The 16,069-nt window shown below is 63.8% G+C and carries 14 protein-coding genes; 13 read left to right on the forward strand and 1 reads right to left on the reverse strand.

The genetic code is table 11. The features are described from left to right. Nucleotides 1-14: 14 nt before the first annotated feature. The 6 genes from XI03_RS37345 to neuB all read left to right on the forward strand — a co-directional run bounded on the left by XI03_RS37345 (nt 15) and on the right by neuB (nt 8,402). Entirely contained in the window at nt 15-2,522 is a 2,508-nt protein-coding gene (locus XI03_RS37345; RefSeq protein WP_271594920.1) for a hypothetical protein, read from the forward strand. Nucleotides 2,523-2,605: 83 nt separating this feature from the next. After that, complete coding sequence (locus tag XI03_RS37350) at nt 2,606-3,808, forward strand: HAD-IIIA family hydrolase (RefSeq protein WP_095425634.1); 1,203 nt, start codon at nt 2,606-2,608, stop codon at nt 3,806-3,808. 132 nt (nt 3,809-3,940) lie between these two features. Then, on the forward strand, nt 3,941-4,960 hold the full coding sequence (locus XI03_RS37355) for an NAD-dependent 4,6-dehydratase LegB (RefSeq protein WP_097668490.1): 1,020 nt from the start codon (nt 3,941-3,943) through the stop codon (nt 4,958-4,960). 19 nt (nt 4,961-4,979) lie between these two features. Beyond that, a complete protein-coding gene (locus tag XI03_RS37360) occupies nt 4,980-6,164 on the forward strand; it encodes a LegC family aminotransferase (protein ID WP_271594921.1) in 1,185 nt (394 codons plus the stop codon). Further along, nucleotides 6,157-7,335, forward strand: a complete 1,179-nt coding sequence (neuC, locus tag XI03_RS37365) for a UDP-N-acetylglucosamine 2-epimerase (protein WP_271594922.1) — start codon at nt 6,157-6,159, stop codon at nt 7,333-7,335. Before XI03_RS37360 ends, neuC begins: the two co-directional genes overlap by 8 nt. After that, on the forward strand, nt 7,332-8,402 hold the full coding sequence (neuB, locus tag XI03_RS37370) for an N-acetylneuraminate synthase (protein WP_271594923.1): 1,071 nt from the start codon (nt 7,332-7,334) through the stop codon (nt 8,400-8,402). The genes neuC and neuB overlap by 4 nt, the downstream gene beginning before the upstream one ends. On the opposite strand, the gene XI03_RS37375 is transcribed toward neuB, so the two are convergent. After that, entirely contained in the window at nt 8,399-9,010 is a 612-nt protein-coding gene (locus XI03_RS37375; RefSeq protein ID WP_271594924.1) for an acetyltransferase, read from the reverse strand. The genes neuB and XI03_RS37375 overlap by 4 nt on opposite strands. A gap of 198 nt (nt 9,011-9,208) precedes the next feature. On the opposite strand from XI03_RS37375, the gene XI03_RS37380 reads away from it, so the two are divergent. Genes XI03_RS37380 through XI03_RS37410 form a run of 7 tightly spaced genes read left to right on the forward strand, consistent with a single transcriptional unit; the run spans nt 9,209 to nt 16,050 of the window. Further along, a complete protein-coding gene (locus XI03_RS37380) occupies nt 9,209-10,258 on the forward strand; it encodes a nucleotidyltransferase family protein (RefSeq protein WP_097668485.1) in 1,050 nt (349 codons plus the stop codon). Continuing rightward, complete coding sequence (locus tag XI03_RS37385; RefSeq protein WP_095425641.1) at nt 10,255-11,163, forward strand: Gfo/Idh/MocA family protein; 909 nt, start codon at nt 10,255-10,257, stop codon at nt 11,161-11,163. The genes XI03_RS37380 and XI03_RS37385 overlap by 4 nt, the downstream gene beginning before the upstream one ends. Next, nucleotides 11,160-11,861, forward strand: coding sequence for an acylneuraminate cytidylyltransferase family protein (locus tag XI03_RS37390; RefSeq protein ID WP_271594925.1), 702 nt, complete (start codon nt 11,160-11,162; stop codon nt 11,859-11,861). Before XI03_RS37385 ends, XI03_RS37390 begins: the two co-directional genes overlap by 4 nt. 13 nt (nt 11,862-11,874) lie before the next feature. After that, nucleotides 11,875-12,696 carry an SDR family oxidoreductase gene (locus tag XI03_RS37395; protein ID WP_097668484.1) on the forward strand — a complete coding sequence of 274 codons (822 nt, stop codon included), beginning with the start codon at nt 11,875-11,877 and terminating at the stop codon, nt 12,694-12,696. 10 nt (nt 12,697-12,706) lie between these two features. Continuing rightward, nucleotides 12,707-14,230 carry an oligosaccharide flippase family protein gene (locus XI03_RS37400; protein ID WP_271594926.1) on the forward strand — a complete coding sequence of 508 codons (1,524 nt, stop codon included), beginning with the start codon at nt 12,707-12,709 and terminating at the stop codon, nt 14,228-14,230. Next, entirely contained in the window at nt 14,231-15,121 is an 891-nt protein-coding gene (locus XI03_RS37405) for a class I SAM-dependent methyltransferase (RefSeq protein ID WP_271594927.1), read from the forward strand. After that, entirely contained in the window at nt 15,118-16,050 is a 933-nt protein-coding gene (locus XI03_RS37410; protein WP_095425646.1) for a hypothetical protein, read from the forward strand. The genes XI03_RS37405 and XI03_RS37410 overlap by 4 nt, the downstream gene beginning before the upstream one ends. The last annotated feature ends 19 nt before the right edge of the window (nt 16,051-16,069 follow it).

Raw genomic sequence — 16,069 nt, forward strand, 5'->3', positions numbered from 1 at the left:
GTAGAGACCTCGCGATGTGGACGACCACATTTGTCCTGACGCTTCTGTTCTTCCTGATGCAACTCGGGACCGGATTTTCGATCCTGACCATTGCGTCAACGAAATTCATCGAGGTGTGCCGGCTCACGAAGGCTCAGTTCGTCGTTCTCGGATTTACGGTTGGCGCCTCCACAACGGGCATCCTGCTCGGACTGCTCTCCCTATTCGTAAACGATATGTGGCTTCAGTTCGCCGCGATGCTTGCCGTCTCCGGCTTCGGCCTTGCCTGGTCGTGGCCGAACTGGCGCCCGAACTCCGGCGAGATACGCGCCGCCGCTACTTGGTGCATGCTGGCGCTGCCGATTGCGCTCCTGACATGGTGGTGGTCCTTCGGCGCATTTTCCAGCTTTCCTTACGGGGACATCGGCGCGGATGTTCACTGGATGAAGACCGCGCAAGAGTACGCCGACAGTGGCGTCATCAATCCCTACGCGGCCCAATCCTATGTCGATCTTCGTTCAGCACTGGCAGGCTCCCTCGCCGGAACGCTGGGCCTGGATCTTCTGAGATTCAGCTGGACCTATCGCTTCTTCTCGATCCTGTTCTTCCTGTTGGCGTCCTATGCCTTCGTGCAGGGTATCTATTCCACGTCTCCGCGCAAATGGATCGCCTTCTTCCTCGCCGCGACCGGCAACGCAGTCGTGTTGATGACAAACGGCAGCCTGGCTGTCGCCAGCAGCGTCGTGTTTCTCGGCGTGCTGATGAGCAATTCGAAGCGGACCGCAACCGAACTGTCGACGCGATCCGTTTTGCTGCTGGCGGTTATCGCCGGCGCGACGCTTTTGCTCGCGTTCGCATTCAACAACAACACGCTTGTACTTGCGTTGCTTATGGCCGGGCTACTCGTGGTCAGGATCCTGAGCAATACCGAAAAATATGCAGGGCTTGTCCTTCTTGGCTGGATCTGGCCGGCAACGCTGCTGCTTGCACATCGCGGCTCCTTCCTGTTCGTTCCAACCGTCCTGGCCAGTTGGCTTCTGTATCTTGCCATCGTGCGGATGATCTCCGCCTGGCCGTCCGCCAGCATCGCGACCCTGCGATTTTTGTCCTTCGCGCTGCCCCTGATCATTGGCGGAATTGTCGTCTGCGTTGCGGGAATGCGCTTCGGCTACATTCCGCAGATGAGCGCCAACGACACGTTCTCCTCGATTACGGGCCTGATCCTGGGCAGACGGATCGAGGGTGGCGAAGAGCTGTTCTTGGGCTCCGGACCACAGGTCGCCACGATCGAGCTTGGCCGGGCGATGGGGCCGCTGTTCACCATCTGCATCACACTGGGCGTTGCATGGTGGTCGATGACCCGGCCTGTCTTCCGCGGTCCCTCGGGGACGATCGGACCTCAAAGCGAAGGCTTCGCGACACTCGTGTGGTCCTGGATTGCCGGCTGCGGCCTGATGCTCGCCGTACTCTCGGGCTTCCCCTTCCTGTACCGCATCAGCACGATCATAATGTCGCTGTTCACGATCACGGCCGCTGAGACTTTTTGTCAGCTGCTGATCGATTTCAGACCTTCCCGATATCGACGGGTGCTGATTGCGGCAACCATTACGCTGTTTGCGACTGCTCTTGTGGTTCTGGTCTACGCCTTTGCCTGGCGGGCCGACCTTCCTTTTGCCCGCTACCAGGCGTTCCTGCGACCGACGGAAATCGCAGGCATAGTGCTGCTCACGATACTCGCGCTGTCGACCCTCGCCCGGTCGAGACGGATCTACGTTTACGGTCTGGTGGGGGTCGTGGGATTGGGCGTGGCGGTCGACAGGATTGGTCTGTCCGGCATTGTCAGGAGCTACAGTTACGGCGCGCTTCCCGACCGCACTGCAGTCGTTTCACACTACAACGCCGACGATCTTGAAGTCGCTCGCTGGCTCCGCGACAATCTACGAAAGGGAATCATTCTTTCGGACCCATATACGATGGGCATCGTTCAGGCGGTCACGGGCGCTCCGGCCGCCTATCTGTTCTCCAATCTGGACACTGTGAATGAAGCGGTCGCGAAGCGGACAAAATCGGTGGTGCGCACGATGCTGCAGCCCGCCGAAGGACGTCAACGGCTTGAAGACGCCTGCAGCTTGATCGCACCTCTGGTGGGAGCAATCAATTCGGAGACCTTCTTCCAGATGCGAAGGGCCGATGCTTTGGGCGGGATGATGCGATCCGTCCGCACCGTAACGGCACCGCTTCCGGAGACGGCGCAACCGTCTGCCGACGCAGGCGCCTCGGTGATCCCGGAACTCTCGGGTGAGGAAGCCAAGTCCACGATCCAGAATATCCTGGAAGCGGGTGATAACGCCTGGAACCTGGTCGCGATCATCACGCCCCGCACGATCGCCTGGACACATCTCGCAGCCGACCAGCGCCTCAGCTATTTTCCTCCCGTCGAGCCGATTGAGCCTGCGGTCATCGATGCGTTGCGCACCGGCCCGTTTCCAGTTCTGTTTGCCAACAGGCAGGCTGCGGTCGTTCGCATTCCCTGCTCGCGCTGATATGAAGTGGACCGGACATTGATCCTCGCATGGTCGCAGATTGGCGCTATGGCCCGCCAAACGTGCTGTGAAAAGGGCACCTCATGTTGAGACAGGCCGCGATCCTCGTCGGTGGGCTGGGTACCCGGCTGGGTGAGCGCACGAAGCTGGTTCCCAAGCCGATGCTCGACGTCGGCGGACGGCCGTTTCTCGACACGCTGATCGACGAGCTGGTGCGCTATGGCGTGTTCGATGAGATTCTCCTGCTCGCGGGCCACAAGGCGGAGATGGTCGAGACGCACTACGCCGCGGCCGTCCGGGGGCGGACGCGAATCGTCGTGTCGCGCGAGACCGAGCCGCTCGGCACCGGCGGCGCGCTCGTGCATGCGCGCGATCTGCTGCACGATCGTTTCCTGCTGCTCAATGGCGATTCCCTGTTCGACTTCAACCTGCTCGATCTGATCGCCCGCGCGCATGACGGGCGCGTGCGCATGGCATTGCGTGACGGCGTCGTCGGGGATCGCTACGGGCGCGTCGTGCTCGATGGTGACATGGTGCGCGACTTCATCGCCCCGGGTGCGGGTGCGACGGGACCGGTCAATGCCGGCATCTACGTCATCGACAAGTCCGTTCTCGACGACATCGCGACGCTTCCCGCTTCGCTCGAGCAGGAGATATTCCCCGGACTTGCCAAGTCCGGCGAGCTGCGTGGCACGGCCTATCGCGGTTACTTCATCGACATCGGCATTCCCGATGATTTCGCGCGTGCCGATCGCGAACTACGCCAGCAGCTGCGGCGGCCGGCCGTGTTCTTCGATCGCGACGGCGTGCTCAATCACGATTCCGGATACACGTTCGAGACGCACAAGCTTGAATGGATCGAGGGGGCACGCGAGGCCGTGAAAGCCGTCAACGATGCCGGCTATTTTGCCTTCGTGATTACCAATCAATCCGGCGTCGCACGCGGCTATTACGAGGAGCATCACGTGGTCACGCTGCACCGGTGGATGGCGGACCAGATGGCGGAGGTCGGCGCACATATCGATGCATTCGAATACTGCCCTGATCACCCCGACGGAACCGTCGCGCGCTATTGCCGCATGAGCGACCGCCGCAAGCCGGCGCCGGGCATGATCACCGACCTCGTCAGGCGCTTCCCCGTCGACATGACACGCAGCATGGTGATCGGGGACAAGGAAAGCGACATGGAAGCCGCACAGGCGGCGGGCGTTGCGGGGCACCTGTTTGAAGGCGGGAATCTGGAGACGTTCGTAAAGCAGCGCCTGAGTCCGGTGGGCGAGGCTTAGGCACGCCACGAAAACTGCTGCATCCCCGGGCATTTGGCAGCCCCCAAGCGCTGCTCTGTTGCGCGCAACCGCCAGTGTGCTATAGCGCCATCTTGTTGCGAATACTGGCTTAATCGCCTTTTGGGGTCCGGCATGGCAGATCTGAGGGACGCCCGCGTCCTCGTTACCGGCAGCGACGGCTTCATCGGCTCGCACGTCGTCGAGGAGCTGGTCAAGGCCGGCGCCCGCGTCAAGGCGATCGTGTATTACAACTCCTTCAACTCCTGGGGCTGGCTCGACACGATACCGGCCGACGTCATCAAGTCCGTCGAGGTGGTCGCCGGCGACATCCGCGATCCCCATTTCATGATCGCGGCCGCGAGCGGCTGCACCGACGTGCTGCACCTGGCGGCGCTGATCGCCATCCCCTTCTCGTATGTCGCGCCCGACTCCTATGTCGAGACCAACGTGCGCGGCACCGTGAACGTGCTGCAGGCCGCGCGCATGGCCGGGGTGCGGCGCTTCGTTCAGACCTCGACCAGCGAGGTCTACGGCACCGCGCAGACGGTTCCGATCAAGGAGAGCCACCCGCTGGTCGGGCAGTCCCCCTACTCAGCCTCGAAAATCGCCTCCGACCAGATGGCGCTGTCATTCCAGGCTTCGTTCGACATGCCCGTCGTGGTGATCCGCCCGTTCAACACCTTTGGTCCGCGGCAATCGGCGCGCGCAGTGATCCCGACCGTTATCAGCCAGATCGCGACCGGCAAGCGCAAGATCCGCCTCGGCGCCGTCAGCCCGACGCGCGATTTCTCGTTCGTCACCGATACCGCGCGCGGCCTGATCGCGGGTCTCACGGCACCTGCGGAGCAAGTCGTCGGCCAGACCATCAATCTCGGCAGCGGCTTCGAGATTTCGGTCGGCGCGACCGCGCAGATGATCGCAGACGTCATGGGGACGGCGATCGAAATCGAGACCGACGAAGCGCGGCTGCGTCCCGCCAATAGCGAGGTCGAACGGCTCTGGGCCGACAATTCCAAGGCACGCCAGCAACTCGGCTGGAGTCCGGAATTCGGCGGCATCGAGGGTATGCGCCGGGGCATGGTCAAGACGGTGAACTGGTTCACCAATCCTGCAAATCTGAGCCGCTACAAGGCTGACGTGTACAATGTCTGAGGCGATGGTGGACGGTCACGTGACGAGGACAGGCTTCGACCAAAAGACGATCGTCGATGCCGTGCGGCGCGCGGTGGGAACGCCGAACGGCATCCTCGGCCTGCACGAACCGGTGTTCGCCGGCAACGAGATCGTCTATCTCGAAGAGTGCATCAAGAGCACCTTCGTCTCCTCGGTCGGCCCCTTCGTCGACCGGTTCGAGCGCATGCTCGAGGAGGCCACCGGCGCCAAGCGCGCGGTCGCCGTCGTCAATGGCACAGCCGCGCTGCATGCCTGCTTCATCCTCGCCGGTGTCGAGCCCGGCGACGAGGTCATTTCGCCGGCGCTGACCTTCATCGCGACGACGAACGCGATCGCCTATTGCGGCGCGACGCCGCATTTCGTCGACAGCTCGCTGGAGACGCTCGGCATGGACGCGCGCGCTCTCGCGGTGCGACTGGATGCGATCGCACAGAAGACTGCGACCGGCACCATCAACCGCCAGACCGGCCGCCGCATCGCGGCGATCGCCCCGATGCACACTTTCGGCCACCCGGTCGAGCTCGACGAGATTGCCGCGATCGCCCGCGACTGGGGCATCGCGCTGGTCGAAGATGCCGCGGAATCGCTGGGATCGACCTACAAAGGCCACGCGGTCGGATCGCAGGCGCGCCTTGCGGCACTCAGCTTCAACGGCAACAAGATCGTCACCACCGGCGGCGGCGGCGCCATCCTGACCAATGACGAGGAGCTGGGCCGCCGCGCCAAGCACCTGACGACCACGGCCAAGCTGCCGCACAAATGGGCCTTCATCCACGACGAGATCGGCTTCAACTACCGCCTGCCGAACTTGAACGCGGCGCTCGGCTGCGCCCAGCTCGAGCAGCTCGACGGCTTCCTGGCGAGCAAGCGCAAGTTAGCAACGGCCTATCAGCGCGCCTTTGCGGATGTTGCCGGCGTCCGCTTCTCGCGCGAGCCAAAGGACACCACGAGCAATTACTGGCTGAATGCGATCCTGCTCGACGAGGAAAATGCCGGCCGCCGCGACGACGTCCTCGCCGCGCTCAACGACGCCGGCTTCGGCGCGCGCCCGGCCTGGACCTTGATGCACAAGCTGCCGATGTTCGCGCAAAACCCCCGCGGCGATCTTTCCGCCGCCGAATCCATCGAACGCCGGCTGATCAACCTGCCCAGCAGCGCCAGCATCAGGTCTCCCGATGAATAGTGGCGCGCGAAAGATCTGCTTCGTCACCGGCAGCCGCGCCGATTTTGGCCTGCTGGTCTGGCCGATGCGCGCGATCCGGGAAACGCCCGGCCTGACACTTCAACTCGTCGCCACCGGCATGCATTTTGCGCCGGAGTTCGGCTACACCTTCAATGCAATCCGCGACGAGGGGTTTGAGGTCGACGAGCGCGTCGAAACGCTGCTGAGCAGCGACACCGGCGCCGGCACCGCGAAATCGGTCGGCCTCGGCGTCATCGGCTTTGCCGATACCTTCACGAGGCTACAGCCGGATCTCGTCGTCGTGCTCGGCGACCGCTTCGAGATGTTCGCAGCCGCGCAGGCCGCGATGTTCATGCGGCTGCCGATGGCGCATCTGTTCGGCGGAGACGTCACCGAAGGTGCGGTCGACGAGTCCATTCGCCACGCCATCAGCAAGATGTCGCACCTGCATTTCACCAGCAATCAGGGCTCGACGCAGCGGTTGATGCAGCTTGGCGAGCACCCCTCGCGTATCCATACCATCGGCTCGGTCGGCATCGACGCCATCAAGCATCTCGATCTGATGAATCGCGACGACATAGGCGGCGCGATCGGGATGCCGCTCGGCGAACGCAATGCGCTCATCACGTTTCACCCCGTCACGGTCGAAGCCGGGCGCTCGGTGGCTGAACTGGATGAATTGTTCGCGGCCCTGTCGACGCTCGATCCCGCCTTTCGTTTCGTGTTCACGCTCGCCAACGCCGACGCCGAGGGCCGCGCCCTGAACGCCAGGATCGAGGCCTTTGCGGCCAGCCGGCCGAACACGATCGCGGTCGCCTCGCTCGGGCAGCTTCGCTACCTCAGCTTGATGAGCCAGGTGGATTTGGTGATCGGCAATTCCTCGAGCGGCGTGCTCGAAACGCCCTCCTTCGGCGTTCCCACCGTCGATATCGGCGACCGTCAGAAGGGACGCGAGCGCGCGGCCTCGGTATTTCACGCAGAGCCCGAGCGCGGCGCCATTGCCGCTGCCATCGCGGCAGGGCTCCAGCGCGGCCGTCAAGCCACCGTCAACCCTTACGGCGATGGCGAATCGAGCCGGCGATTTGCCGAAATCGTCGCCGGCGTCCCGGATTTCAGGCAGCTTCTGGTCAAGGGCTTTTACGAGCTTCGGCCAGGTGGGGCGCAGGCATGACAACGCACACGCTGATCATCGCAGAAGCCGGCGTCAATCACGACGGAAGCCTGGAGACGGCACGGGCGCTGGTCGATGCCGCCGCGGACGCCGGCGCCGACATCGTCAAATTCCAGACCTTCAATGCGAAGGCATTGGCGGGCAGCGCGGCAAAGAAGGCCGACTATCAACAACGTACGACGGATGCTGACGAAAGTCAGCTTGCCATGCTGGAGCGGCTCGAGTTGCCGCGTGCCGCGCATCACACGTTGATCGAACGCGCCAGGGAACGCGGCATCGAATTCCTGTCGACGCCGTTCGACGACGCTTCACTCGCCTTCCTGCTGTCGCTGAAACTGCCGCGCATCAAGATCGGATCGGGCGACCTCACCAACGCGCCGCTGCTGCATGCGGCCGCGAAGGCCGGCGCGACGCTGATCCTGTCGACCGGCATGGCAACGCTCGGGGAGATCGAGGAGGCGCTGGGCGTGCTCGCCCATGGCTACGGCCCATCCGACGCCCCACCCAGCATCGCCGCCTTCCGCGCGGCGTGGCGCGATCCGGCGGCGCGCACGGCGCTCGCACAGCATGTGAGCCTGCTCCATTGCACGACCGAATATCCCTGTCCCATCGGCGACGTGAACCTCGCTGCAATGGCGACGATGCGGTCTGCGTTCCAGCTTCCGGTCGGTTATTCCGATCACACCGACGGTTTCGAGGTTTCGGTGGCCGCCGTCGCGCTCGGCGCGACGATCATCGAAAAGCACCTGACGCTCGACCGCAAGGCGCAAGGCCCCGATCACGCGGCCTCACTGGAGCCTGACGATTTCCAGCGCATGGTCATGGCCATCCGCAACGTCGAGCGCGCGGTTGGCGACGGCGTGAAGACGCCAAAGGACTCCGAGATCAGGAACGTCCCTGTGGCGCGCAAGAGCATCGTTGCGGCGCGCGCGCTGAAGGCCGGCGAGACCATCGGCCCCGCCGACATCACCGCCAAGCGACCGGGCGCCGGCCGGCCACCGATCGACTACTGGTCGCTGGTCGGAACGGCCGCGCCCCGCGCGCTCGAGCCTGACGATCCGCTTTAACCTTGCGGCTTTGCCGGAACGCCGCGAAGGACGGACCCTGGCGGGCATGGACCCGTGACCACCGATCCCATCGCGACCAGCGTGTCGTTGCCGATCGCGATGTGGTCCCTGACCCGGCTGCCGAGACCAACGAAGCAGTTCTCTCCGATCTTCGCGCCTCCGCCGACCACGGTTCCCGGCGACAGATGCGTGCAATCGCCGATCCGCACGTCATGCTCGACGACGACAGCGGAATTGATGATGCAGTGATCGCCGATCCGGCTTTGCGCATTGACGATCGCGCCCGGCATGATGACCGTGCCTGCGCCGATCGTGGCTGACGGCGAGACGATAGCGCGCGGATGGATCACGGACGCCCAGCGCTTGACCTGCATGCGGCCGATCATCTGCCGGCGTGCGGGCCCCGCCTGCATCGATCCGATTCCCAACACGAAGGCGGCATCCGGATACTCTGGCGCGGCCTCGTCGGTTCCGAGATAGCTGACGTCGGCGAGCGTACCGGGCTGCCGATCGAGGAAGCCGACGACCTTGAACTGGCCGGACAGCAGCGCCGCCTCGTAGACCATGACAGCATGCTCGCCGCCGCCGATGATGATGAGATCGTCCATCCCGATTCCCTTGCGCGGGGCCAATCTTACCGGGGGTACCCCGGGTCTTCAAACCGTTGATTTGGGCCGCGAAATGCTTGGGTTAACAGGGCGGTTCAGGGGATGTCGTTGGGGTTGACGCCGCCTCTCGCAGCCGCGATATAGCAGGCTCAGCCGTGGGCCGCCCCCCAATATCTGGCGTATACGAGGCAGATTGCCATGAAATCCTGGCGTAAGGCCGTCGTTGGAACACAGGCGAGTGTGGGCGAGGCCATTGCTGCCATCGAGAGCGGAAGCATTCAGATTGCGCTCGTGCTCGACGACCAGAACCGCCTGCTTGGCGTGGTCACCGACGGTGACGTGAGGCGCGGCCTGCTGCGCGGCATCCCGCTCACCGGGCTTGCGACCGACATCATGAACCGCGCGCCGGTGTCGGCTCCAGCGACGCTGCCGCGCGAGGATCGCCTGCAGCTGATGCGGCAGAAGTCGATCAAGCAGCTTCCGCTTGTCGACGAGGGCGGCCATCTGGTCGTGGTCGAGACGCTCGATGAGCTGCTCGAACCGGCTCACTATCCGAACCCTGTCCTGATCATGGCGGGCGGCCTCGGCGAACGCCTGGGCGCGCTGACGCGCGACCTGCCGAAGCCGATGCTCAATGTCGGCGGCCGGCCGCTGCTCGAGACGATCGTGCGCAACGTCGTGCAGCAGGGCTTTGGCAACATCTTCATTTCGGTCAACTACAAGGCCCAGACGATCAAGGACTATTTTGGCGATGGCGCCGCCTTCGGCGCCACGATCCAGTACGTCCACGAAACGGAACGCCTGGGGACTGCAGGCGCGCTCGGCCTCTTCAAGACGCCGCCGGCTCTGCCCATGATCGTCACCAACGGCGACATCCTCACCACGATCAACTACGGGGCCCTTCTCGACTTCCACAACGCAACGCCGGCGGAAGCGACGATGGCCGTGCGCGAGCACAAGGTGCACGTGCCTTATGGCGTGGTTTCCACGTCGGACGGTTTTCTCGATGCCATCCGCGAGAAGCCGACTGAGAGTTGGTTCGTCAGTGCCGGCATCTATGTAATCGGCCAGTCCGTGTTCAGCCATGTCACGCCCGGCATCAGCATCGACATGCCGACCGTGCTGGAGCGCGTGATCGCGGGCAAGGGACGGGTCGCGGTCTATCCCATTCGCGAATACTGGCTCGATATCGGCCGCCTGGAGGATTTCGAGCAGGCCCATGCGGAGTTTCACGAGGTCTTCCCGTGACCCCCACAAAAGCCGTCGTGGTTGGCCTCGGCTCGATCGGCACAAGGCATGCGCGCATCCTGCGCGAGCTTGGCCTAGGGGTCGCGACCGTCAGCCGCCGCGAAGGCGGCGACTACGGATCGATCGCGCAGGCCGTCGCGGGCGCGCATCCGGACTACGTGGTGATCGCCACCGAGACCGCGCGCCATGCGGACAATCTGAATGAGCTCGCGCAGGCCGGCTTCCACGGCAACGTGCTTGTCGAAAAGCCGCTCTTCGCAACACCGGCAGCGCCCCCGAAATATCCGTTTGCCCGTGTCAGTGTTGGATACAATCTGCGCTTCCACCCGGTCATGACGGCGCTTGCCGAGACATTAAGCGGCCGCGACGTGATCACGGTCGCCGCCTATGTCGGCCAGGACATCAGGGACTGGCGGCCCGGCCGCGATCACCGTGCGACTGCATCCGCCACGGCCGACGCCGGAGGCGGCGTGTTGCGGGATCTCAGCCACGAACTGGACTATCTCTTGTGGCTGTTCGGCCCGTGGCATCGCGTCGCAGCGCTTGGTGGCGCGTCCGGCGCGCGCGACATCGACGTCGACGACCACCTCGACCTGCTGCTCGATATGCAGCGGGCGCCATCGGTCCACGTCCACATGGACTATCTCGATCGGCAGGGCATCCGCCGCATTCGCGTCAATGTCGACGACGACACCATCGAAGCCGACCTCGTCGGCAGCCGCCTTGCTATCAACGGCAAGGCAACGGAGATCGCAAGCGACCGCGACCAGAGCTATCGCGACATGCATGTCGCGGCGATGCGTGGCGCGAGCCCGGCTTGCTCGCTGCCCGAGGCGCTCGGGGTCGTGCATCTGATCGACGCCAGCGAGCGTGCTCTGCGCACCAAGACCTGGATATCGCCATGAGCGCCCTCTGCACCATCTGCGCGCGGGGCGGCTCGAAAGGGGTCGTCGGCAAGAATGCGCGCGATCTCCTGGGCAGGCCCGTGCTCGCCTGGAGCATCGCGCAGGCGCGCGAGACCGGCCTGTTCGATGCGATCGCCTTCAGCAGCGATTCGGACGCGCTACTCGAGGCTGCCCTGAAGGCCGGCGCCGACATCGCGGTCAAACGTCCGGACGAGATGGCGACCGATACCGCACCGAAGCTGCCGGCGATCCGCCACTGTCTCGAGCAGGCCATCGCGCAAACGGGCCGGACGCCGGAGATCTTCGTCGATCTCGACGTCACCTCGCCGCTCAGGCTGGCCTCCGACATCACCGGTGCAGTCGCGCTGCTGCGCGAGAGCGGCACACGCAATGTCATTACCGGCGCACCGGCGCGACGCTCGCCCTATTTCAACTTGGTCGAGCAGCGCACCGATGGCAGCGTCGGCCTCTCCAAGACCGCCGATCCTCCGATCACGCGCCGGCAGGATGCGCCGCACTGCTTCGACATGAACGCATCGATCTATGTCTGGCGTGTCGCGTCGTTCCTGGAGCACCCTGCGGTGTTCTATCCGGATACCCGCCTGTTCGAAATGCCGGAAGAACGCTCGATCGACATCGATTCCGATCTCGATTTTGTCCTGGTGGAACTGCTACTGCGCCAACGACGGCCGGCCTGAGGAGCCTCAAGCGATGACCACGAGCTTCAAGGCTCTGTTCGATCTGACCGGCCGAACCGCCGTCGTCACCGGGGGATGCGGCATCCTTGGACGTCGCTTCGCCGAGGGCCTTGCCGAGTTTGGCGCCAACGTCGCGATCGTCGATCTCGATCAGGCCGCGACCGATGCTGCGGCAGCCGACGTCGCCTCGCGCCATGCCGTGGGCGCCAAAGGTTATGGCTGCGACATTACCGAGCCAAGTTCCGTCCGCAACACGGCCGAGGCGATCGAAGCGGAGCTCGGGCCGGTCTCGATCCTGCTCAACAACGCCGCGAGCAAGACCCGCGACGTCGATGCCTTCTTTGCACCCGTCGAGAAGTTTTCGCTGGACACCTGGCGGGAGATCATGGCGGTCAATCTCGACGGCATGTTCAACATCGCGCAAGTGTTCGGCGGCCGAATGGCCGAGCGTGGCTACGGCGCCATCGTGCAGACCGCCTCGATCTACGGCCTGATGGCGCCCGACCAGCGCATCTACGAAGGCTCCGAATATCTCGGCCGCGCCATCAACACGCCCGCGGTCTACACCGCGTCCAAAGCCGGCGTCATCGGCCTGACCAAGCATCTGGCGACCTACTGGGCGGCGAAGGGCGTTCGCGTCAACACCCTCACCCCGGGCGGGGTGGAGAGCGGGCAGAACGACACCTTCAAGGCGCGCTATGGGGCCCGTATACCGCTCGGCCGCATGGCTCGCGCGGACGAGATGGTGGGGACGATGCTGTTCCTGGTGTCGGATGCTGCGTCCTACGTGACTGGCCAGAACATCGCCGTCGACGGCGGTCTGAGCGCCTGGTAGCGAAACATCGATGATCAAGCGCCTGGTCCAGAATACGGTGATTTCGGCGCTTGCCTTCGGCGTGGCCGCCTTGCTGGGCCTTGCGGTCATTCCACTGATCATCGGGACCTGGGGGGTGACCGAGTTCGGCCTCATCGTCATCTCGCGGCTGCTGCTTCCCAGCGGCATGATGGCGGTGCTCGACCTCGGCCTGTCCGAGGTCGCCACCCAGGTCGTCGCGCGCGCGAGAGAGCACCGCAATTGGACGCAGGCCAGCCGCCAGATCGCGTTCTTGGGGGTGGTCTCCATCGCTCTCACCTTGATCCTGAGCGCCGCCATTTGGTTCGCGACGCCGCTGTTCGTCATGGTGATGAAGGTTGACGCCGTCCATGTGGAGACGTTCACCCGGATCATGCACTACACGGCCCTCGCGAATCTGATCTTCGTTCCGGCACTGGTGTGGGAAGGGACCGTCAAAGGCTTCGAGCGCTACAATCTGCTCCGCGTTGCGGAGGTCACGTCAACGGCGGCCTATGTCGGCCTGACATTCGCAGCCTCGTGGGCGGCGGCAGGCTTTGAAGTGGTTGCCTACATCTATCTCGCCACGCTGGTGGCCCGCGCCGTCGTCATTGGAATTGCCGCCTTCGTCGCCCTGCGGCACAAGCACGTGCGATTGCTGTCATGGACCCCGGACATCCGGCAGGATATTCTGCACCGCTGTCTGCTGCTGCTGCAGGGCAAACTGATGGGCGGCATTTCCGGACCGCTTCAGCCTTTCCTGATCGGATTGCTGTTTGGGCCCAAGGCGGTCGGCACCTACGACGCGTTGGTGCGATTGGCGCGGGTTTCCAAAGTCGTTGTCAGCCTTCTGACATCCGCCTTGCTTCCCGTTGCCAGCCGCCTCGACGAGCGCGGCAGCGCGACGTCGTTCCAGCGCCTCGGCGACCTCGGCCTCGTCATGATGCCGATGTTCGTGGTGCCTCCGCTTGCCGCGACCGCGATCCTCTCGCCGGAGATCATGAATATCTGGATCGGTCCCCTCCTTGCGCCTTACGCGTTCTGGATGGGCCTGAGCTTCCTGGTTCCGATCTGTAGCCAATATGTGGCGATCGGCAGCCTGATCTTCCTGACGCGGCCGGAGGTGCAGTCCAGGCTCAACAGGCTGATAGCCGTTCAGCTTCTGATCTGGGCGGCGGTCTCCGCCGCGACGTTGCACCTGTTCGCGGAACGCGCCCTGATACTCGGCCAGGTCATCGGCAGTATCCTCATCCTGCCCTTGCAGCTGGGAGAGTTGCGCGGTGCACTCGAACTCGACCGCAATCGCTTCGCGAAGGTCATCGGAACCCAGTTCGCAATCCTTGTCCTGGCAAGCATTTTTCTAGCAACAATTGCAGGTTACATTCGGTTCGACAGCGTGCTAAAGCTCGCGCTCGGTTCCATGGTTTTCTGTCTGATTACCTGGACGCTCCAATACTTCCTCGTGCTTGAAAAGCGGCACCGGACTGTATTTCCAGCCGTCGGACAGCTGATGGGACTGACATCCAAAAGCAGTTGAATGAACATCCACGCGACAGACACGAAAGCCGTCACTTCAGGTTTCGCTCCGGCCTCGTTGTCGGACAAGGCGACGACTTATGCGCTGGATGCGGCAAGGAGCATCGGGCGTTTCGCGATGCGCCGCGTCAAACGCACGGCGGACGTCGTTGATTCCGAGTACAATCTATCGCATTGGCAGCGAACGCTGTCGGAAAAAGCCTGGACGAAGGCCGCAGGCATCGGCGAATTCCTGATCCCGAAGAATCCCGCGCAGGGTCTTCGCAAGGTCGACAACCAGATCTGCAGGGTCGCGGCCGACGACTATTATCGCTATCGCGCCAGGGCCCTCGGCGAGCTGCTCGCGCGGCACACGGGCGGCGCCACGGAGATCGTCGAGCTCGGCGCGGGCTGCGGCATCAACCTGCTGTCGCTTCACCTCAATCATCCCGACTGGAGGCTGCGCGGGTTCGACATCGCGCCGAACGGCATCGCCGCGGGCCGCGAGATCGCGGCGCATTATGGCCTGTCGGACCGGATATCGCTCGACAGGATCGACCTGACCGACGGCAACGACCCGAACTACCCGGCGATCAGGGACCAGGTCGTTTTCACCTATTTCTGCATCGAGCAAATTCCCTATGACGTGCGGAAGGTGGTGGACAACATCATTGCTGCACGGCCGAAACGCGTCATCAACATCGAGCCGACGACGGAGCTGCTGAACCTCGCAAGCCCGCGGGATATCGTCAGCTTCCTGTACATCCGCTCGGTCGACTACCAAACGCAGCTGTTCTCGACGCTCGACGATTACGAGCGACAGGGCCGCGTCCGCATCTTGGCGCGCGAACGCATGCCGTTCGCGCCGACGATCCACAATGATGGTTTTTTGTATTGCTGGGAGCCCACATGACAACCGTCGACACGACGGCTGATCGGCCTGCCCCGAAGAAGGCGAAGATCAGCCAGTTCCGCCGCCTGCTGTGGCACGTCAACCGCACCGATCTCGGATGGGTGCTGAAGGCGGCTCTGACCAGCCTGCAATTGCCGGCCCGCGCCAAACGTGTCGCGCTGCTGAAGCAGCTTCCGACGAAGCCCGAATGGGCCGAAGCGAGCCGCAAGCTCGACGAGGACGGCTACGTCGACGTGTCCGCGATCGTCGATCGCGGCCTCGCGGAAGCCGTCGCGTCGTTCGCCGACGGCAAGGTGAACCGCCTCCAGGAGCTGGTCGGCCGGCAGAAGGAAGGGCACAAATCGTTCTGGGTCAGCCTGCTCGACGAGGATCTCGTCAACGGCGCCTTTGCCACCGACCATCCGTTCGTGCGCTACGCCCTGCAGCCGGCTGCTCTGCGCATCATCGGCGACTTCATGCACGACCTGCCGCAATTGTCGGACGTGGTGCTGACGTTGTCGCAGCCGACACCGAACCAGGCGTTGAGCTTCTCCCAGCTTTGGCATCTCGACCACGACGACAAACGCGTCTGCAAACTCTTCATCTACCTGACCGATGTGCAAAACACCGCCGACGGTCCGTTCACCTTCATTCCGGCCGGGCCGTCGAAGGCGTTCCGCAACTCGCTCAAGAGCCACATGAGCGATGCGCAGGTGTTCGCCAAGACCGGTCCCGACGCGGTCAAGGAAATGATCGCGCCCCGCCTGTCGTCCTTCATCGTCAACACGGCACGCTGCCTGCACATGGGAAGCCGGATCCAGTCGGATCACAGCCGCCTGCTGTACACGGCGACCTACATCCAGCAGCCGCGCATCTTTCCCGAACCGCCGGCGCGTTTCCGCGCGGTCGGTGCCCTGACGGACCTCGAGCGCACCGTGATGCGGCTCTGACACGGACCTGCCGGGAGCT

The sequence above is a fragment of the Bradyrhizobium sp. CCBAU 65884 genome (assembly GCF_028128835.1).
GTDB lineage: Bacteria > Pseudomonadota > Alphaproteobacteria > Rhizobiales > Xanthobacteraceae > Bradyrhizobium > Bradyrhizobium ottawaense.

Bases quoted from the DNA above. Each gene is read 5' to 3' on its own strand.
- XI03_RS37345 (WP_271594920.1), top strand. From the start codon at position 15: ATGTGGACGACCACATTTGTCCTGACGCTTCTGTTCTTCCTGATGCAA.
- XI03_RS37350 (WP_095425634.1), top strand. From the start codon at position 2,606: ATGTTGAGACAGGCCGCGATCCTCGTCGGTGGGCTGGGTACCCGGCTG.
- XI03_RS37355 (WP_097668490.1), top strand. From the start codon at position 3,941: ATGGCAGATCTGAGGGACGCCCGCGTCCTCGTTACCGGCAGCGACGGC.
- neuC (WP_271594922.1), top strand. From the start codon at position 6,157: ATGAATAGTGGCGCGCGAAAGATCTGCTTCGTCACCGGCAGCCGCGCC.
- neuB (WP_271594923.1), top strand. From the start codon at position 7,332: ATGACAACGCACACGCTGATCATCGCAGAAGCCGGCGTCAATCACGAC.
- XI03_RS37375 (WP_271594924.1), bottom strand. From the start codon at position 9,010: ATGGACGATCTCATCATCATCGGCGGCGGCGAGCATGCTGTCATGGTC.
- XI03_RS37380 (WP_097668485.1), top strand. From the start codon at position 9,209: ATGAAATCCTGGCGTAAGGCCGTCGTTGGAACACAGGCGAGTGTGGGC.
- XI03_RS37390 (WP_271594925.1), top strand. From the start codon at position 11,160: ATGAGCGCCCTCTGCACCATCTGCGCGCGGGGCGGCTCGAAAGGGGTC.
- XI03_RS37395 (WP_097668484.1), top strand. From the start codon at position 11,875: ATGACCACGAGCTTCAAGGCTCTGTTCGATCTGACCGGCCGAACCGCC.
- XI03_RS37400 (WP_271594926.1), top strand. From the start codon at position 12,707: ATGATCAAGCGCCTGGTCCAGAATACGGTGATTTCGGCGCTTGCCTTC.
- XI03_RS37405 (WP_271594927.1), top strand. From the start codon at position 14,231: ATGAACATCCACGCGACAGACACGAAAGCCGTCACTTCAGGTTTCGCT.
- XI03_RS37410 (WP_095425646.1), top strand. From the start codon at position 15,118: ATGACAACCGTCGACACGACGGCTGATCGGCCTGCCCCGAAGAAGGCG.